16 protein-coding genes are annotated in these 19,554 nt (G+C 51.3%); 7 read left to right on the top strand and 9 right to left on the bottom strand.

Annotated elements, in window-relative coordinates; all coding sequences use genetic code 11:
• The first annotated feature begins 2 nt into the window (after positions 1-2).
• Positions 3-917 carry a hypothetical protein gene (locus tag ACG2E4_RS10260; protein WP_395276483.1) on the top strand — a complete coding sequence of 305 codons (915 nt, stop codon included), beginning with the start codon at positions 3-5 and terminating at the stop codon, positions 915-917.
• 389 nt (positions 918-1,306) lie between these two features.
• Positions 1,307-2,128, top strand: coding sequence for a DUF4382 domain-containing protein (locus tag ACG2E4_RS10255; RefSeq protein ID WP_395276482.1), 822 nt, complete (start codon positions 1,307-1,309; stop codon positions 2,126-2,128).
• 197 nt (positions 2,129-2,325) lie between these two features.
• On the opposite strand, the gene miaB is transcribed toward ACG2E4_RS10255, so the two are convergent.
• From miaB to pgsA, 4 genes are all read right to left on the bottom strand, one after another.
• Complete coding sequence (miaB, locus tag ACG2E4_RS10250; protein ID WP_395261045.1) at positions 2,326-3,684, bottom strand: tRNA (N6-isopentenyl adenosine(37)-C2)-methylthiotransferase MiaB; 1,359 nt, start codon at positions 3,682-3,684, stop codon at positions 2,326-2,328.
• Between the two features lie 211 nt (positions 3,685-3,895).
• Positions 3,896-4,543 carry an orotate phosphoribosyltransferase gene (gene pyrE / locus ACG2E4_RS10245; RefSeq protein ID WP_395261043.1) on the bottom strand — a complete coding sequence of 216 codons (648 nt, stop codon included), beginning with the start codon at positions 4,541-4,543 and terminating at the stop codon, positions 3,896-3,898.
• Positions 4,544-4,638: 95 nt separating this feature from the next.
• Positions 4,639-5,106, bottom strand: coding sequence for a phosphatidylglycerophosphatase A (locus tag ACG2E4_RS10240; protein WP_395261041.1), 468 nt, complete (start codon positions 5,104-5,106; stop codon positions 4,639-4,641).
• A complete protein-coding gene (pgsA, locus tag ACG2E4_RS10235; RefSeq protein ID WP_395261039.1) occupies positions 5,093-5,689 on the bottom strand; it encodes a CDP-diacylglycerol--glycerol-3-phosphate 3-phosphatidyltransferase in 597 nt (198 codons plus the stop codon). The genes ACG2E4_RS10240 and pgsA overlap by 14 nt, the downstream gene beginning before the upstream one ends.
• Before the next feature lie 119 nt (positions 5,690-5,808).
• Here pgsA and ACG2E4_RS10230 point away from each other — a divergent pair, with 119 nt between their 5' ends.
• The 3 genes from ACG2E4_RS10230 (at position 5,809) to ACG2E4_RS10220 (ending at position 10,082) form a co-directional block, all read left to right on the top strand.
• Positions 5,809-7,095 (top strand): competence/damage-inducible protein A, encoded by a 1,287-nt coding sequence (locus ACG2E4_RS10230; RefSeq protein WP_395261038.1) that lies wholly within the window; start codon positions 5,809-5,811, stop codon positions 7,093-7,095.
• A complete protein-coding gene (locus ACG2E4_RS10225; RefSeq protein WP_395276481.1) occupies positions 7,092-9,125 on the top strand; it encodes a putative porin in 2,034 nt (677 codons plus the stop codon). Before ACG2E4_RS10230 ends, ACG2E4_RS10225 begins: the two co-directional genes overlap by 4 nt.
• 72 nt (positions 9,126-9,197) lie before the next feature.
• Positions 9,198-10,082 (top strand): cell division protein FtsX, encoded by an 885-nt coding sequence (locus ACG2E4_RS10220; protein WP_395261034.1) that lies wholly within the window; start codon positions 9,198-9,200, stop codon positions 10,080-10,082.
• Positions 10,083-10,204: 122 nt separating this feature from the next.
• Here ACG2E4_RS10220 and ACG2E4_RS10215 read toward each other — a convergent pair whose 3' ends face one another.
• Positions 10,205-10,654 carry a hypothetical protein gene (locus ACG2E4_RS10215; RefSeq protein WP_395261032.1) on the bottom strand — a complete coding sequence of 150 codons (450 nt, stop codon included), beginning with the start codon at positions 10,652-10,654 and terminating at the stop codon, positions 10,205-10,207.
• A gap of 348 nt (positions 10,655-11,002) precedes the next feature.
• Here ACG2E4_RS10215 and ACG2E4_RS10210 point away from each other — a divergent pair, with 348 nt between their 5' ends.
• Positions 11,003-12,562, top strand: coding sequence for a hypothetical protein (locus tag ACG2E4_RS10210; protein ID WP_395276480.1), 1,560 nt, complete (start codon positions 11,003-11,005; stop codon positions 12,560-12,562).
• 141 nt (positions 12,563-12,703) lie between these two features.
• Here the strand turns inward: ACG2E4_RS10210 and ACG2E4_RS10205 are convergent, their stop codons facing one another.
• Together ACG2E4_RS10205 and ACG2E4_RS10200 are read right to left on the bottom strand one after the other, a co-directional pair.
• Positions 12,704-13,216 (bottom strand): hypothetical protein, encoded by a 513-nt coding sequence (locus tag ACG2E4_RS10205; RefSeq protein WP_395276479.1) that lies wholly within the window; start codon positions 13,214-13,216, stop codon positions 12,704-12,706.
• Positions 13,197-13,481 carry a hypothetical protein gene (locus tag ACG2E4_RS10200; protein WP_395276478.1) on the bottom strand — a complete coding sequence of 95 codons (285 nt, stop codon included), beginning with the start codon at positions 13,479-13,481 and terminating at the stop codon, positions 13,197-13,199. Before ACG2E4_RS10200 ends, ACG2E4_RS10205 begins: the two co-directional genes overlap by 20 nt.
• A gap of 518 nt (positions 13,482-13,999) precedes the next feature.
• Between ACG2E4_RS10200 and leuS the strand changes: the two genes are divergently transcribed.
• Positions 14,000-16,600: a leucine--tRNA ligase gene (gene leuS / locus ACG2E4_RS10195; RefSeq protein WP_395261030.1), complete on the top strand. Its 2,601-nt coding sequence runs from the start codon at positions 14,000-14,002 to the stop codon at positions 16,598-16,600.
• A gap of 240 nt (positions 16,601-16,840) precedes the next feature.
• Here leuS and ACG2E4_RS10190 read toward each other — a convergent pair whose 3' ends face one another.
• Together ACG2E4_RS10190 and ACG2E4_RS10185 are read right to left on the bottom strand one after the other, a co-directional pair.
• Positions 16,841-17,788, bottom strand: coding sequence for a hypothetical protein (locus tag ACG2E4_RS10190; protein WP_395276477.1), 948 nt, complete (start codon positions 17,786-17,788; stop codon positions 16,841-16,843).
• A 276-nt stretch (positions 17,789-18,064) separates the two neighbouring features.
• Complete coding sequence (locus ACG2E4_RS10185) at positions 18,065-19,507, bottom strand: GH3 auxin-responsive promoter family protein (RefSeq protein ID WP_395276476.1); 1,443 nt, start codon at positions 19,505-19,507, stop codon at positions 18,065-18,067.
• Between the last annotated feature and the right edge of the window lie 47 nt (positions 19,508-19,554).

Below are 19,554 nucleotides of genomic sequence, written 5' to 3'. Positions count from 1 at the left end.
CTATGAAATATCTGACAAAAGATCGGCTGTTACAACTCTTGCTAATCTTGCAGTTGCTGTGTCTGGTCGGGATCAGTCCCGTTAAAGCCCAGCAGGAAGCGGTCGATCAACTCATGCAAACGGCGACTGACAACGGCATGGAACAGTCGGCTCTCAGCGAGTTGCGGACCAGGGCTGACAGCCGGGGCATGCAGGCCGGACAACTAATCGATATCATCCGCCCTGCCGCGAGCCTGGCCGAGCAGAATCTGCCGGCAGACCATCTCATCCAAAAGGCCCTGGAGGGCCTCTCTAAAGGGGTGCCGGATCGGCAGATCGTCTCTGTAATCAACAGAATCCACAGCGCAACAGAGCAGGCCGCCCAGGTCGTGGATCCCTGGATGCAGAACCCCGGCGTGCAAAAGATGATTGAGCGCACCGATGGACCGGGGAGCAACCAGCGGGTGCGCAACCGTATGATCGAAGCCTCCTCGAAGGCAATTTCCCAGGATATTCCTGTGGAGTCAGTCAGCCAGATGTTGTCGGAAATGGGCAGCGAATCGATCCTTTCCAGGGCCACCGCTTCTGACATCATAACGGCCATCGGCATTCTGCCGGATATCGGGGCGGCAGAGCAGCCCCGGACCGCCCGCGCATTCGTTATTCGGGCTCTTAAAGGAGGGTTTAACAGCAGTGAGCTCCAGAAGCTGCCGATGGCGGTCAATATGGCACAAAAACGGAGCCGGCTTCCGGCAGCCGGGGTACTTAAGGGAGCCTCCCAGCAACTGCAAGTCGGCACCCCCGCATCCCGGATATTGCAAAATCTTTTTAACGGCAATATGGGGGGCGGACCGCCGGGCTCTGTTCCAGGGGGAATGCAGGAAAACCCGGGGCAGGACAGGGGACCGGGACAGAGTCAGGGGAGAGGGAATAATTAGGCTTTCTTTTAGAGACCTTTGCCAAACCCTCTATTCCTCGTTCGGAGAGCGTTATACTACCGTTTAAAGGCCCATAAGGTCGGTGGTACAATCTCACCACCCAACATAATAGTAGGTTTTGTAAAGATCCTTTTTCGCAAATTACCCATCAGCATACCAATAGCGAGGAGATAAACAGACTGTTTGGGAGGCAGGGTTTTCGAGTGTTTGTCAAATTCCTGAACCATGGGTGTATTTCAGCAGGAACCTGGGGCAGGTCGGTAACAGTTGACTTGTTCCTGCGAGACCGGTCGGAACAAATATTCAATAATTCAGTAACCATTTCCTGTGCTGTTCGTCACACTGTTGCAGACGGTATCAAAATAACTCTAAAAAATATATCTACAGCTATGCTACAGACTAGACTGCGTAATCACGTAATATTGTTAATAATGGGACTGGGACTGCTTATTTCCGGGTGCGATGAATCCGGAACGAGTACCAATTCCGGTATGGGAACGCTGGAGGTACGCATGCACGATGCCCCGGCCAGCTACGATGAGGTAAACGTGTTCGTAGAACGCGTCGAGATCAACCGGGAGGAAGATTCCGAAGGATGGATGACGATCAGCGAACCGCAGCAGATGTATAACCTGCTCGAATTAACCAACGGCGCCTACACGGTGCTGGGGGATACTACGCTTGAGACCGGAACCTACCACCAGATCCGGCTGATATTGAGCAGCGACGGTCACAGCGTAGTTGTTGACGGAGAAGAAAAAAGCATGTTCGTACCCAGTGGTGCACAAACCGGTATAAAGCTGAATGTAGACGCCGAAATAGAGGAAGACCTGGAGTATGTACTGTTGCTCGATTTTGATGCCAGCCGGTCGGTTGTCAAACGGGGACAAGGACAAGCCAACCCGGAATACCTGTTGAAGCCGGTGATTAATGCCACAAATGCGGCGGTTACCGGCAACATAGACGGTACCGTTACACCGGTCGAATCTGAGCCGGTCGTGTATGCCATTGCCGGTTCCGACACGCTGGCTACCACGTATGCAGACACCACTGATGGCTATTTTAAACTGATAGGGCTCGAAGAGGGGAGCTATACGGTTGCTTTCGACCCAACCAACACCGATTTCAGTCCTGAAGATACAAGCGGTGTTGAAGTAACGGTGGGCGAAACGAATGAACTCGGTACAATTGAGTTGGAACAGGCTCAGTAAATAATATTGTACAAAAAAACATCCAGGAATGTTGAATTCCTGGATGTTTTAATTCTTTGAAGGCTTTACAAATTCCTCTATTCCCCGTTCTGAGGGGTTGTACTCCCGTTAAAAGGTCACCAAGGTCGGTGGTACAAACCAATCCTCCATAAAATAGCAGGTTCCGCAAAGGTACCTTCTTTTTGGAAAAAAGACTGTCAGGCCGCCACCATTTCGCGGTTAAATTCTTTGATGCTGCTTCGACCGATCACATCTGCCATCAAGGTAGCTGAGGTGCAGTCGGTAATTTCGACTTCCACGTACTCACCTTTCTGAAGATCTCCGCGATCAAACACCACCATTTTGTTGGTATCCGTACGGCCCTTTAGCTGCTCATCAGAACGTTTACTCGTGCCTTCAACCAGCACAAGGTGTCGTTTGCCGATCTCCTGCTTGTTGCGCTCTTCCTGGATCTGCATCTGTTGCTCGATGATCTCCGTAAGCCGACGTTTTTTGACCTTTTCGGGGACATTATCCTCGTATTTGCGGTGCGCCAGGGTTCGCCCCCGCTCGGAATAGGCAAACATGTAGGCCAGGTCGTACCGAACCTCGGCCATCAGCGACATGGTATCCCGGTGCTCCTCTTCGGTTTCATCGCAGAAGCCGGCAATAATATCGGTAGAGAGGGAGACGCCTGGAATGATATTGCGCATTTTTTCCACAAGCTCAAGATATTGCTCGCGCGTGTAGGGGCGACGCATCCGCTCAAGCACAGACGTACTGCCCGACTGTGCCGGAATATGGATATAGTTGCACAGGTTGGGCCGCTCCGCGATAAGGTGAAGAAGCTCTTCGGGAAAATCCTTCGGGTGTGGCGAAGAAAACCGTATCCGCATCTCCGGGTCCACGTTGCTGGCTTTATCCATCAATTCCGTGAAATCCGTACCTTCAAAATTGTAGGAATTGACATTTTGTCCCAACAGGGTAACCTCTTTATAACCTTGCTCACTCAGATCGTGCAACTCATTTAAAATGCTTTCCACCGGTCGACTTCGTTCGCGACCGCGGGTGAAGGGCACCACGCAGAAGGCGCACATGTTATCGCAGCCGCGCATAATGGTTACAAAGGCGCTGACTCCGTTGTCGTTGGTGCGCACGGGAGCGATATCGGCGTAGGTCTCTTCCAGGGAGAGCAGCGTGTTTACAGCTTTGCGCCCGTCGTCCACATCGGTCAGCAGCTCTGGGAGATCACGATAGGCATCGGGACCGACCACCAGGTCTACCAGGTGTTCTTTTTCAATAATCTTGTCGCGAATCCGCTCGGCCATGCAGCCCAGCACCCCGACAGTCAGCTTCTCTTTCTCCTCTTTCAGAGAGCGGAATTCGGTGAGCCGCTTCCATACCTTGTCTTCGGCATTTTCGCGGATAGAGCAGGTGTTGATAAAAATGATGTCCGCCTCATCGGGTTGCTGTACGGGCGTCATACCCTCCTCCATTAGTATGGAGTTTACAATCTCGGTGTCCGAGACATTCATCTGGCAGCCGTAAGTCTCAATATAAAATGTGCGTTGATCCAAAATACAGAAGTGATCTTTTTGGGTTTACTGCGTTTTATTTAGAGCAGTAAATATAACAATGTTTGAAAAGAAATTAAGCATATTTGCTGTGGCACCATGCGGCAGGTATATGGCTTCTTTTTCAGCAACCTGAATGTATTATATGAAGCGAAAATGACGATATTGGCCAAAACAACGATTGTGCAAAGACCTCTGTGAGAATAAGACAGCATCAACCATCTTTCGGCCAGGTTTCTGGATTGGTCCTCCATTCACTAAGGAGCTCCAGGTCCGTTTTTTCGATAAATCCTTCCTGGACCGCTACATCGATCAGAGTGGTGTAGTCGGTAAGGGTATGTACGGTGACTCCGGCATCCTTAAATTTTTCCATCGACTTGTCGAAGCCGTAGGTGAAAATACTGGTAACAGCCTGGATATCCGCCCCGATAAATTTAAGCGCTTCCACAACCGAGAGGACTGATCCCCCGGTGGAGATAAGGTCTTCGATAACCACGGTTTTTTCGCCCTTTTCAACTCCGCCCTCAATCTGGTTGCCCATACCGTATGCTTTGGCCTTGGAGCGCACGTAGGCCATCGGTTTCTCCATTCGGTCGGCCACCCATGCGGCATGGGGAATACCGGCGGTTGCAGTGCCGGTAATTACGTCTACGCCGGGATATTTCTCTTCGATAAATGAAACAAACTGGTCAGCAATTGCGGATCGTATTTCCGGGTAGCGAAGCGTCAGGCGGTTGTCGCAGTAGATCGGTGAATTCCAGCCGGAAGCCCAGGTAAAGGGATCGTCCGGCCGCAGTACCACGGCGTTGATCTCCAGTAGATGAAGCGCTAGTTTTTCCGCAAATGAAGCGTCGATTATCATAGTTTAACTCTGTCAGTTTTAATTTTATTTTGGCCCCCTCCGGACAATCTTCAAAAGTAAGAAAATCTTGTTAATAATTTATAAAGCCAATATGGTTAAAGTATAATTAAAAGTAGAACTTTCAGAACGATAAAAGCGTAGAACCCAGCCAGCAGGTCGTCTACCAGTATGCCCCAGCCTCCGGGCAGCTTCTGCAGGGCATCAACTCCAAGAGGTTTGGCGATATCGAAAAAGCGAAAGATGATAAAACCTGCGATCAGGATGAGTATGTTTGTGGTCAGGTCCGGCGTAAAGGAGATCGCAATAAAAGCCATGCCCTGTCCCGCAAACTCATCCATAACCAGCGGGGAGGGATCGCCGCCCCACACCCGTTCGCACTCATCGGAAACCCAGAGGGTAAGGAATGAGCAGACGGCGGTAAAAAGGGCGATTCCATACCAGGGGGCATACACTCCGACAAAATAGATTGGAAAGAGTGCAAAAAAGCTGCCCCAGGTTCCCGGAGCATTGGGTAGAAAGCCGGCGTTAAAAAAACTGCCGATAATCGGTTTAAGTCGTTGCATTGTTGTTTTTCTTGAAGATATCGCGATTAATAAATACGTATTCGAACCCGGAGTATACTGTAAGTATAACGATGGCGATCATAAGCCATCCCAGCAGTTCCGTTTCCAACAGCTGTTCGCAAAACTCGCTGAGCATCACATCCGTTTCAATGAAAACGCCCACCATCAGTGTAATATACAGGAAAAACATCTGGCTCATGGTTTTGAATTTGGCCGTTAAGCGGGTTTTCATCTCTACATTGCGCTGATCAGCCAGCATGCGCATACCGGTTACAAAAAGATCTCTGAGCACAATAAGTGCAACGGCCCACCACGGGAACTGGTCGGCATCAATAAAAGGTAAGCAGATAAAACCTGCAAATGTAAGTATCTTGTCAGCCAGCGGGTCGAGGAATACCCCATATGAGGTTTGCGCCCCGTAGAGCCTGGCAATGTACCCGTCAAAAAAGTCGGTGACAACCGCTACCGCGAATACGGCGATACTCAGGGATCTCCAAACCACTTCATCCTGGATATACATAATCAAAAAGATGGGAGCCAGGATAATCCGCAGCGTACTTAATATGTTGGGTATCCGTTGCACGGTGGGAAGATAGTAATAGTTTTACAGAATTAAATCTTTTCTGTTGATGAAATATGAGCTTCGAAAAGCGTACAGAGTTTGATATTTTCTCTTCATTCCATGAATCGCCAAATCCATTTATGAAAGCAGAGATTATAAGTATCGGCAATGAGCTTCTTATCGGTGACACCGTCAATACCAACGCCAGCTGGATTGGACAGCTGTTGACGGAAGAGGGAGTGGAGGTTCTCGGGATCCATACCATCGGAGATGATCTTGACGTGGTAAAACAAACCCTGAAACGAAGTATGGAGCAGTGCGACCTGGTTATTACCACCGGCGGATTGGGGCCCACCCATGATGATGTCACCAAGCTGGCGCTCCAGCAGCTGTTTGAGGTGGAAACTGTAATTGACGAGTCGGTGCTCAGTTTTGTGAAGGAGATGTTCGAAAAGAGGAATATCCCGTTTACAAAATCGAATTACCACCAGGCCGAGAGACCTGAAAACGCAGAGGTTTTATTCAACTCGCAGGGCACGGCCCCGGGCTTGTGGTTTGAAGAATATGGGTGTAGCCTGGCGGTATTACCCGGCGTCCCGTTCGAGATGAAGCACCTGATGCGCGAAAAAGTGCTCCCCAGGTTGCGCGAAAAGCTTCAGGATCAGTGGTTTCGGCGCTCAAGATACCTGGTAACGGCCGGCATCGGGGAGAGCACGCTCAGTGATGAAGTGATCGGGGAGTTAGACCATCTGCTGCAAAGCGGGACAACAGTCGCCTATTTGCCGAGCCCCTACGGCGTGCGTATCAGGATTACCAGTCCCGGGCGTTCAGTGGAGGAGATCGAACAAAAGATAAAGCCGGTCGCCGATTACATTTATCAAAAGGCCGGCGATCTGGTTATCGGCGAAGGGAAAGACCTGCAGCTCAGTGAAGCCCTCGGCGCAAAACTCAGGGAAAAAAAGCTGACAATAGCGACGGCTGAAAGCTGCACAGGCGGACTCCTGGCAAGTACACTTACGGATATTCCGGGCAGTAGTGACTACGTGACGGGAGGGACGGTTGCCTATGCCAACAAAGTCAAAACGGATGAATTAAACGTCTCCCGGTCCATGCTGGCTGAACACGGGGCCGTCAGTAAACCGGTGGCCCTGCAGATGGCCCGGCAAATTGCCAGGAAATACGGTACCGATATCGGGGTGTCCACCACCGGAATTGCAGGTCCCGGAGGGGGAACCGATGAGAAACCGGTTGGAACGATATGGGTCGGGTTTTGGTCAACCGGGAAACATTTTGCCCTCAACACACTTTTTACCAATAACCGGCTTGTCAACAAAGAACGAACCGTAGCAGTAGCGATGGAGATGGTCCGCCGCGTGCTGCTGGACCTCGATACGATGCCATACGGCCTAGAACCCGAGTGGGCTTGAGTCGACAGATTCTGACATACCTCATCACGCTCCTCATTGTTGCCGTGACCGGTGTATCTGACCTGCAGGCTCAGGTTGATTCGCTCCGGATCGATTCACTTCCTGTTGACTCCCTTCAGATTGATCTGGCTCCGGGTATCGATCTGGAAAATGCCCGGGTAAACGCGGCTGTTGCTGACACCACGCTCCAGGACACCACTTCCGGTCCACCTGAGCCCGCGATAACGATTGTTCCCTGGAAATATAACCAGGCTATTGATGCCCAAATGGTGTCAAATGACAGCCTGATGCGGTGGCAAAACTGGCCCGACTGGACGGTTAAAAAAAATCGGGATCCCGGGGTACTTAGCTTTCGTTTGGGTACGGTGGGTCGCAGCAATGCGATCATGATTGATGCTCACGAACCGCGTCATCAGCAGCTGCTTTGGGAAGATATCCCGATGCAGAATCGGGTAAGTGGCACCGTAAACTGGAATGTGATACCGATCCACAAGATCGAATCCATACATGAGCAGAACCGGGGGATCACCCACACAAGCAACTTTCACCTGAAACAGTATTACGTGAACAAGCCCCGATCAAGACTAATTTTTGATGAAAGTAAATATGACCGGCGGGCCCTTGAATTTTGGGTTACACAAAATTTTACCCAAAAAACAAATGCGGAACTGAGCTACTGGGACCGGCGCGGCGGGGGGGGATACAGCAACTCCTCGTTTACCGGCAGCCAGATATTCGCCCGGGTCTATCATCAATATGACAATAAGCAGTTTTTTAAACTGCGCTTTTTAACCGGCAGCAGGAATCTTGGGGAACCGTTTGGTTACAACATCCCGGACCTGCAGAATTTTGCTTTCAATCGTTTTTCCGCCACGGCCAATCAGTCGAGCGGCAGGTCGGAATCAGGGAACACCACGGTAGCCCTTTCCTATCACCGGCGGCCGGCCGACTCCACACTTGTGACCGAGCGGTTTCGGGCGGGGATGTTTATGAACAACCAAAAGCGTTTGGTTCGGTTTTCGGAGGATACGACCAGCTATACACTGGGTTCGGTCGGGGCCTACGCGCACAAGTGGATGGAGTTGAATCCATTCAGGGTGGAGGGGCTGCTGCGCTACGAGCTTTTTACGAACAGGGAACGGGAGGCATCCAGCCTGGATATCGGTCGCTGGAGCCAGCTGACGGCCACGGGAAATGCGGCGTTTGAACCCGTTGCCTGGGGAAAAGCTGTTGGCAGAGCTTCGTTCAGGCAGCGCGGGCAACAGCGTGACTACTCGATCGGGGCTGACATGGAACTGGATTTCAGCGGCCGCCTGAAGCTTGTGGGAGGAGGGTCGCGCGGCACCCGCATGGCAACCCTGCAGCAGCTTTACTGGAGTTCATCGGGAGTGGAGGGATCTGAAAACCTGAATCCGGAAAAGATTACGGAACTCCACGGATCTGCTGAATTACGCCTTTTCAGCGGGGGCAGCGTGGGGGGCAGGGGGCAGCTCAAGCAGATAGAGGATGGTATCCTGCTGAATACCGATGGCCAGTTCGTGAATATACCGGGATATGAAGCAATTTCGGTTACCGGCTTCATGGATTTTGAGAATTCCCGTTTTGAATTGTCGGGCTCCGGCACGGTACAGCAATATCGAAATATTCAGCTGGATCCGGCTGGTGAGATACCCGCCTTTAACACGACCCGCATCTGGCTGAAGGGAGGGGCGTACTGGAAAGGATATCTTTTTAACCGGGCTACCTACGTGAAGGCGGGACTGTCTGGGATGTTTTCTCCCAGACAGTATCTTGCCGAACATTACGATCCGGCCCTGGACTACTGGCAGCCCGCCAGCACCGATCAGCCGCTGCCGTGGTACAGTCGACTGGATGTCGATATTTCCGCACGGGTGCGCTCCATCATGTTTGTGCTCCGCTTTGAAAATGTGCTTGACGATGTTAGTCAACTCGGCTACTTTGAGACGGCCGGTTACCCGATGCCGCCCCGCCGGTTCATGTTTGGCGTACGGGCGGTATTCAACAACTGAAAACAGGAAAAATCATCTTGCGGCATCCCCGATAAGGGGTGAAACAGCTGTTATTGATACAAAGTATAAAACATGAGTTTAGGTTACGTTATTAAAGAGGGTCTGGCAGGCTTCAAGCGGGCGCGCTTGGCCTCCTTTACGTCCATTTTTTCGTTGTTTATTGCAGTCCTTTTGCTGGGGATACTGGCGCGAATATCATATAACGTTTACGAGGTGGGCAACGCGTTGAAACAGTCGATTGACGTGGAGGTGTTCCTGGCAGACCTGGATGAACGGACAACCGGGGAACTCCGGGATAAACTGGAAGAGGAGCCCCTGGTACAGTCGTTTACCTATATCTCAAAAGACAGCGCTGCGGCCATTTTTCGAGAGGAGTTTGGTGCGGGAGGAGAGTCGCTGGCAGAGCTGAAATTTCTGCCGGCCTCTTTTCGACTCAGTATAGATCCGGAGGCTGAAGTCAGTGATATAGCAGTCCTGGTGGAACGGATTGAGGAGTATCGGGGAGTCGAGGAGGTCCAATTTAACCAGCAGCTGCTGGAGATGCTGCAATCGCGGTTCCAAACGATCGCCGTTGCAGGCGGGGGGATCGGGCTGTTGATCTTGTTAGCCGCTTTAATCCTGGTGTTTAACACCATACGCCTGACCATCTATGCCAAACGCGGTCTGATCAAGGCGATGAAGCTGGTCGGAGCCACCAATGCCTTTATTCGTCGTCCCTTCGTGGTGGAAGGGATCATCCAGGGACTGATAGCGGGAGTGGCGGCCGTAGGAGTTATGTACCTGTTTTTCCTGTTCCTGCTGCCGGAATATATCCCGCAGTTCGGGGTCTTGTCCTGGCCGTTTGGGCGCTGGTATTATCTCTGCGGGGCGATGCTGTTGCTTTCGGTCTTTATGGGATACCTGGGAAGTTTGTGGGCCGCACGCCGTTTTATCCGGAAAACATCGGTGTCTGAATAAAACCGGCTGTAACAAAAGAAAGTGGATAGCCTCAACTCGTTAAATCTTCTGAGAATGGGACATGTCGTGAGGTTGCTGCGCCGATTAAATGTGGCAATCAAAAAATACCTCATCCAGAATTTTTAACCGAAACGGGCTTCCAGGGCACGGTAGCGGTAGTCAAAAATTGACTCCAGCTGATTCCTGATAAACAGCCGGTTTGCAAGCTTTCCAAGTACACCGAAGGGAGGCAAATAGGAGACCTGGTCGGTCATCACCACGCCGTCACTGGTGGTCTCCAGCCCGTGGAAGTGGTACCAAAAGCGATACGGGCCGATCCGCTGCTCGTCGATAAACTGCCGGCTGGGGATAATATGTTTGATCTCCGTCACCCAGTCTGATACTCCCAGCAGCGGAAGCGTCACCTCGTACCGGATCAGCAAGCCGTTGTGCATGGTATCCGGAACGGGAGAAGTGATCACAAAATTGAGTTCCGGGGGCGTGATCTTGTTGAGGTTGGCCGGATGAGCAATAAACCGCCATACCTCTTCGATCGGGGCTTGCAGGGTCTGCGTTTGATTCAGCTGATACATGCGGTTCCTGTTTCCTGATTTTCAGTTGAGGTTGAGATTTTCAATAGAAAGACATCGTTGATTCAATCTTCGTTCAAATAACCGGGTCTAACCGGGGGAAATTAATCAGAGATTCGGGAGAGGACAGTTCTACACGAGTTCTCTACACAGGAATTTTTATTAGGAGAGAGATTTTGTAATGCCAAAATCATTCTGCAAGGAACGGAACATAATAATCAACTAATGAACTATCACTCTTGGAGACATCAGGCAGTTCAAGAATTAAATAAGATCAAATCTTTGTCAATAGGCACTTTTTTGAATAATATGATATAAACTTTTCATAGGTACTTATAATCCTTCATTAATATGCTTGTGTTTTCTTTCTCTATAGAGAAATGGCTGCTACTTGGTGTCTTTACTACTCTTTTTCTTGCTTCTTGTAAAGGCAATGGTCCCACCGAATCGGAAATTCGTATGGTACAAAAAACCATCGTCGCGGTGACGGAGAACGGCGATAAGCTGACCGACTTCAGTGTCTATGCTGGCAGCCTGGAGGACAAGAGCTGCAGCGGTGAGGAGCTTGCGGCTGAGATCACACGAGAAGCCAACACAACCCTGACCGTCTGCATTCAGGCCGACGGCCATAAGCCAACGGCACGGGTTATCTCCTTCGATACGGACGGTACCGTGACCGTTACCCTGGCCAAACAGGATGACGATGGTAATGGTGGAGAAACCATTACCCGAACGTACGAGATCCGCGCCGACGGTGCAGACACACTGGTAGCCGGTGACCTCTACCGGTCGGATACCGGTGAGGTTCTCAACGACGGCTCCGCCAGCGGTGAGATTACCCTGCCGAGAACGGATCAGGGTATCGAGCTGTGTACCGAGCCGCAGTTCTTTGCAGAAAGCTGCGACATTGTTATCCCGACGGATACCGACCGAGCAATCGTGATCCGGGCCGACCGGAAGGCGGCCGCGGTGCGTGTTGACGTTGTGGATGAAACCGGAGATGCGGTAGAAAACCCGGAGATCACCGTCGAGGACCGTGGTAACACCTATACGTACAAGGCTGGTGAGTCGACGCATCACTTCCCGGCCCGAGCGGGTACGCGACTGGTACGAGCCGGCAAAGACGGCTACGAACCAGATGCGGAGACGATCACGGCCGGAGCGGATGTGGAGGTTACCCTAACGCTTGTCCGTAAGGAAGAGCTGCCAGCCTGCTCGGATAACGATGATAACGACGGTGACGGCGTGGCCGATGAGAATGACGGTGGTTGTGTTGACCTTGATGGCAACTATGATCCTGAGGATGATAATGAAAAGCTCGAAGGCTTTCAGCGGATCATGAGTTTCTCAGGAGCAGAAGAAACGTTCTTTGTCTCCGGAGCAAAGGATAAAAGAGAACGTATATTCATTCGTCCATTTCAAAAACTTCCTTCCTCAATCCAGATTGCTGTGTCAATCTCTGTACAATTTGAGAAAAAAGTCTCCGCTGATCAATCTGGTGAAGAAGCTGCTATAAAAGTAAAAGCCGGACCAAGCAGTGATAATCTTAACAATGTAAATCTTAGCGAAATTATTCCGGATAAAGGCAAAGAAAGTTGGGTTGACGTAGAAGTGACCTCCATCACTAAAAAGTTCTTTAAAACCGGAACTAGTTACGAATTTTATTTTGTTCATGCAAGTAAAATTCGTGGTGAATCACCAACTAACGGGCAAGATGACTTTGTTTATTTCGTGCCAGGGAGAGATGCAAAAGTGTCTATAACTTGGTTCTACGAACCAGAAGAAGTTAACTCGCAGGCAAAGGACCGGCAGTTGCAAACACGTCAGTTTGAGGTTGCAAGCCCGATCAACGACATCACGTACAACGTACGTGAGGAGCCGATCGGAGAGCAGGAGTTGTATCGCCGGTAAGCCTTGTGCACCCGTGGTGTGCAAGGTAGGAGTGTTTAATGTTAATTACTAGAACCCCTTAGTGTGTGTAATGCACGCTAGGGGGTTTTTATTATTGGCCCAGTCCCTGCGCAAGGGCTGGGTAAACTTATATTCTTTGCTTTAATACGCGGTTCTGAGGGCTCTCTCGGCGCGGTAGCGCGCTGACTCGCCGCAGGTGTTGCGGCTGCGAGCCTCGATGCGTGTGCGGATTTCTCCATCGCCATCAGTCTCTTTTTCGATGTAGATCTCGGCACAGAGGCGCTCATCATCAGAGTTCAGAGAAAAGGACCGGTAGTACGGGCCAGACCCAGAATAGCTCGTGTCTGAAGCCGAAATACCACGGCACTCAACCTCACCAAAGTTAATGTCGGCAGTCGTAGTTGAGAAGGAATCATGCTGCGTGTCGTAATACATCGCACACTCAAGCGCCGTATCGGCTCCATAAAAAGCCCGCGATGAAGCATCTGAGGAGGTAACCAGAAGTGCCGACCGCTGATAGATGCCGGCCAACGTAGCCCCGAGAACCGTGACCGCCCCGACAACGATAACCGCAAACAGGATGGTAAAGCCGGGGTCGTCTGTAGGCTTAGATTGTGTTGAAAAAACAGACATGTTAGTTGCGGCGATAATCAAAGACAGACTCGCTTATCTCAACGGATGATTGGTTGCCGCCGGAGCGTGTCCACTCAACAGTTGCTGTCAGTATCACCTCGCCAGGCTGGGGGTTAGTGGCCACTAAGGTGCGGCGATACTTGCTGTCGGCGCCATTGCCATAACCATAGAGGTTGCTCCCTTCGTTGTAATCCAGCAGCGGACACTGCTCACCGCAACTCTGAATACTCTGCTCGTTATCGACTTCAAGACGGGTATCAACCCGGCAGCCACTGCCACCGCACAAGCTGGCAGTTGTTATTTCGTCGGCCCAGTCAGCAAAATCACCAGAGGTTGGACCGAGCCAGTAGGAGTCGCGGTCAGCCCGGACATGCTCGATGGCCTCAATGGCCAGGTAGGTGGCGGTAATACGCTCCTTCTGGTAGCGGCTGGCCGAGGCGCCTTGGTAGATGAGATTTGACGGTAATAGAGGTCAGCAGAATGGCGAAACGCAGCTATGTATTGTTTTTTTCAAACCTGCTAAGTTTTTCTACTACTGAAGCGGAGCTACGTTGAATGGCGTTATGCACCGGGTGTTTATAACGCGATATTTAAAAGCAAGTAGAGAAACGCGACTCAAAATCGCGTCCCCTCCGCGTGAATATCATTTCTAAACGTTCTCATTCAGCGAGGGGACCGGACCTATTCTCAATTCCTATTTCTCCATTCATTATCAGAACCAATAATCCTCTCTTCGATACACCCCTTTTTTTCCTTATCTTTGGCGACTAATCCTAAATTTAACATTTAGTTAAAACAGACTGCATGAGCTCGTACAATCCGGAAGATATTGAATCCAAGTGGCAGGAATACTGGCAGGAGAATAAGACTTTCAAGACGCCGGAGAACCACGACAAGCCCAAATATTACGTGCTGGATATGTTTCCCTATCCCAGCGGTTCCGGCCTGCATGTAGGTCACCCGGAGGGCTACACCGCCACCGACATCCTGGCGCGGTACAAGCGCATGCAGGGCTTCAACGTGCTGCACCCCATCGGCTGGGATGCATTTGGCCTGCCCGCCGAGCAGTACGCCGTGAAGACCGGCACCCACCCGCGCGACACCACTGAAAAGAATATCAACCGGTTTCGCGAGCAGCTGCAGTCGCTCGGCTTCAGCTACGACTGGGACCGCGAGGTCAACACCACGGATCCCGACTACTACAAGTGGACCCAGTGGATCTTCCTGAAGCTGTACGACATGGGCTTGGCCTACGAGGATGACGTGCCCGTGAACTGGTGCCCCGAGCTGGGAACCGTGCTGGCCAATGAAGAAGTGATCGACGGCAAGAGCGAAGTGGGCGGCTACCCCGTCGTCAAAAAGCCGATGCGCCAGTGGGTGCTCAAGATCACCGAATATGCCGACCGCCTGCTGGAAGGGCTCGACGACCTGGACTGGCCCGAATCCACCAAACAGATGCAGCGCAACTGGATCGGCAAGTCGATCGGTGCCGATATCGACTTCCCGATTTCCGGCTACGAGGAAGACATCAGAGTATTTACCACTCGTCCTGATACGATTTTTGGTGCTACATACATGGTGTTGGCGCCCGAGCATGAACTGGTCGATAAAATCACGACCGATGATCAGAAAGAAGCGGTCAAAGCCTACCAGGAAGAAGCGGCCCGGAAATCCGACCTGGAGCGCACCGAGCTCAGCAAGGAGAAGACGGGCGTATTTACCGGCGCGAATGCGATCAATCCCGCGACTGGAGAAGAAATTCCGATTTTAGTGGCCGATTATGTCCTGGCTACTTATGGCTCGGGTGCGATTATGGCCGTTCCGGGTCACGATGAGCGCGACTGGGAGTTTGCCCGGGAGTTTGATCTGGATATCGTGGAGGTCGTCAAAGGCGGCGATATCACCAAAGAAGCCTATACCGATACCGAAGAGGGCGTGCTGGTCAATTCCCAAAATGATGAGGTTTCCCTGAACGGGCTTTCGGTGGATGAGGCCAAGAAGAAAATCACGGACTGGCTGGAAGAAACAGGGCAGGGGAAGAAGTCTGTCAATTACAAGCTGCGCGACTGGCTGTTCTCCCGCCAGCGCTACTGGGGCGAACCGTTCCCGATTATCCACGTGGATGGCGAGCCGAAGCCGCTGGATGAAGACGACCTGCCGGTAACGCTGCCGGAGGTTGAGGATTTTGAACCTACGCCCGATGGCGATCCGCCGCTGGCCCGGGCCAAAGACTGGGTGCAAACCACCGATCCGGAAAGCGGCAGGCCGGCCCTGCGCGAGACCAACACCATGCCGCAGTGGGCGGGCTCCTGCTGGTACTACCTGCGGTATTGCAGTCCCGATTTTGACGGGGCACCTGTGGACCCTGACGAGGAAAAATACTGGATGCCGGTGGATATGTACGTGGGCGGCGCCGAGCACAGCGTGCTGCACCTGCTCTATGCGCGGTTCTGGCACAAGGTGTTGTATGACTGCGGGGTGGTCTCCACCAAAGAGCCGTTCCAGCGGCTGGTGCACCAGGGGATGATCCTCGGGGAGATGGAGTATACCGGTTTTAAGAAAGATGGAAAATGGATTTCACCGGACGAAGCAGAAGAGCTGGAGGATGTGGAGCAGGTCAGGCTCGACGAGAGCGAAATCGATAAGAAAGGTGACGGGTTTGTATTGAAAGGAACCGACATCAAGGTGGATGCGAAGGCCCACAAGATGTCGAAGTCGCGCGGAAATGTAGTGAACCCGGATGATATTGTAGCTCAATACGGGGCCGATTCGATGCGCTTGTACGAAATGTTTATGGGTCCGCTGGAGCAGGTCAAACCGTGGAGCACCAAGGATGTGGACGGGGTCTATCGCTTCCTGGGTCGCGTCTGGCGGCTGATTATCGATGAGGAGAGCGGTGAAATAAACAGCGCTGTACAGGATACGGAGCCGTCAAAAGCGCAGTTAAAAGCGCTGCATGAATGTATTAAAAAGGTAACTGGTGATGTGGAGAACCTCTCCTTTAACACGGCAATTTCTGCAATGATGATTTTTATCAATGAGGCGTATAAATGGGACCAGATTCCCCGTGAAAGCCTGGAGTCGTTTCTTGTTTTGCTCTCTCCCTTCGCTCCTCACATAGCGGAAGAGCTTTGGAGCAGGTTGGGACATGACCAGTCCATAGCATATGCTGCATGGCCCGAATTCAACGAGGAATACCTGGTCGACGAAACAACGACCTACGCCATACAGGTGAATGGCAAAGTCCGCGGAGAGATTGAAGTATCCACTGATAAGGCTGAGAACAGGGAGCTCGTGCTGGGTCTGGCCAAGGAGGAGAAAAACGTCAAGCGGTATCTGGATGACGGGAAGCTGGTAAAAGAGATTTTTGTGCCGGGCAAGATTGTGAACCTGGTCGTAAAATAATGGGTCCTCAAAAAGGGGGCTCACCAGCCTTCAGATTACGGAGGTTGATCTTTATTTCCAGAGGGTTTTGCAAACCCCTCAATTCTTCGTTCTGAGTTTTACTTCCGTTTAAAAGGTCACCAAGGGTGGTGGTACAACTCCTCCCAACAAAATAGCAGGTTCTGCAAAGCTCCTTTTCAGTCGGGCTTCCTCTAAATAAAGAAAACCCTGGCGGTACGATTGCACAAACTGGTGTAGTGCTTACCAGTTAATTCCTATCCGGAAAAAGGATTGGGTAGCTTGCAACCCCAAGCCCTGCTGTTTTCCGGAAATCACATCCAGCAGCTGTTTGGCGTTGTCTGCCCTTTCATCGGTCCAATGCAGCCAGCGCAGGGTCAGGCCTGCCGTAACGCCTGTTTTGCCACCGAGCAAGCGTTCAAACTTGGCTTCAAAATTGAAATCGGTGCTTTTGGTGAGCCGGATACCGCTTATGGCGTCCCCTGAATCGGGCATCGGGTCGTTGGTGAGCCCGGAAAATTCGCCGATCCCCCCAACGCTGGTAACTACCGAGGCAAACGCGGTGAGGTTATCTTGCAAGACCGGCAGGCCGGTGGGAATTCGAATGTGGGCGCCGAGTCCGCCACCCAGGCTGGCGGTGCCGATATTGACAGCGTGCCCCGGATATTCCGTGTTGTCCATCAGTTCCAGATTCCGGTAGCCCATATTTACCCGAACGGGAATAAAGCTGCCGATGGGCACGCCAAACAGGTGCCGAAAGATGCTAATATTACCGCCCAGGTTTAGGTCGGCTGTGATACTTCGAATATCTCCTTCGGTCTCCTGCGCATCAGCAATACCGTAACTGAATATGGCAGAAGAGGATCTGGAGCTCAGCATAATACCCGTCGATTTGCCGTTAAACCGGTATCGGTAGCTTCCGTTATCACTTCTCAGGTTAAATTCATCTTCGATATATCCTGCAGTTACCGACGTGGTATTTCGCCGTGTTTTTTCCCCGGCGTCGTTCGCGATACCCGTTACCGTGTTTTGAAATGGAAAAATCCCGGCTGTAGAATGGAGTGATTGCAAATCGGAACCAGGAGAGTAAAGGTAGGTATCTGAATAGGTTGATTGCCCGGTAGCTGTTGAGGCAATAAAAAATATACAGAAACACAGGCAGAAAGCGGTAATTTTATTCTCTGAACTCATGATTTCACCCTTGACAGTTTTTATGATAGATATCGTACTTTTAAAAGTATAAAAAATAAATATTTATAAAATGAACGTTCCCCTGTTAAAACTGCTTAATCATTACGAATTGCTGTTCAAAAATGTATCAGCATGACCGCTCTTGTCCCGTTTGCAGCTGGGATTTTCTGGACCTGGGATACCCTTGAAATGGTATTTTCCTTCGCCTGTGGATGTATTCATGCAATAAAGAAATATTTCTGCCACACGAGATCGATACCAAGATGTTATGAGGCCCTATTGATGAAGAAAAAAGTCAATATCTTCCCGTTTTTTCAGCAGTTTGGGCAGCTTGCTTTGTGCAGAACTGTTGTCCTGTTGGTCCAGCCAGCTGTTGATTTCCTGCTGGGTGATTGAACGGATTACGGGCCGGCCCAGTGCACCACTTTCTCTCCGGATGGCGTAATGCCTGTTCTTTTCCTGCAGGGACTGGTCAACAGCGCGGGCAAGTCGTTCCAGTGTCTGCTTGTGCTGAGGCTCCACAAACTGTACAAACCAGTGGTGGCGGGGCAGTTCCTGCTCAGACGTAATGCTGCTGCCCACGGTAAACGAGCAGGTTCCGATTTCCATCCTGCCCGCTGTTTCGTTCAGAACCTGTTCCGCTTCATAGAGGTGAAGGGCTTCTCCGAAATCATCCAGCATCTCACTTAATCGGCCCATAACTGAAATGCGCGGAGGCGTGACCGAGGTAAACTCCACGATATCATTGACCGCATAGCGCCAAAGCCCGGCATTGGTGGTTACGAGCATGGCGTAGGGCCGGTTGGGCTCTGCCTGCCACAACGGTATAGTCGGCTGAATACTGAGTGATTCCATCTCCGGAAGAGGATCAGGTACAAATTCGTAGAATATGCCGTTGTCGTATACCAGCTTCATATCTTCATTATTTGGCGTATCAGCATAGGCGAAGTAGCCCTCGGAAGAGCCGTATGTTTCTATAAAATCGAGGGGAGATGCTTTTTTCCCGTAGAGCTGCTCCAGGTGCGGTTGGTAGTTTGAAAGCTTCACTCCGCCACAGATCAGCAATGCAAGATTAGGCCAGATTTCCGAAACTTTTTGTTTACCGGTTCGATCGAGAGCCTGCTGGAATAGTGTTAAAATCCAGCTTGGTACGGCTACAATGACCTTGATATCAGATTCCAGGGCGGCCTCAAGAACGGTTTCAAACTTTTGTTTGAAGGGAAGCCGGGTCAGTTCGGCGGGAGGCTTGAGGTGAAAGGGCCGAAGCCACCAGGGCGAATGCAGGGCCGTGAAACCACTTATTTCCCCAATTAAAAGGTGATCTCTCCGCTCCACTGTGCCCGGAAGGCTCAGATGTTTGCCCAAAACCGAGGGAATACGATTCCAATTTTTCAGGTAGCTGAAGGCCACCGAACGCATAAACCGGCAATCGCTCTTGAGTCGCTCGTCTGAAAGAGGGAGGTGCTTGCCTTTTCCCGTAGTGCCGGCGGAAACGGCAAACCGGTTGGTGGTTCCCGGCCACAACAGGTCGGGCGCGCCCTGCTTTACCGCCTCTATCTTGTCTTCAATATCACTGTAAAAACTGATCGGCAGCCGGGTGCAAAAATCCTGGTAGCCTTCAATTTTGTCGAAAGCGTGTTGCCTGCCGTACCGGGTCCGCTTGCCGCGAGACAGCAGTGAGAACAGAATTTGAAGCTGTTGTTCCTTGACACTCAGCATGGGCTCCAGCGGCTCCTGAAAATTAATGTGGTTGGATGATGGTAAAA

It is taken from the genome of Halalkalibaculum sp. DA384 (assembly GCF_043951955.1).
GTDB lineage: Bacteria > Bacteroidota > Rhodothermia > Balneolales > Balneolaceae > JAMQKA01.
This window is presented reverse-complemented; position numbering and strand designations above follow the sequence as displayed.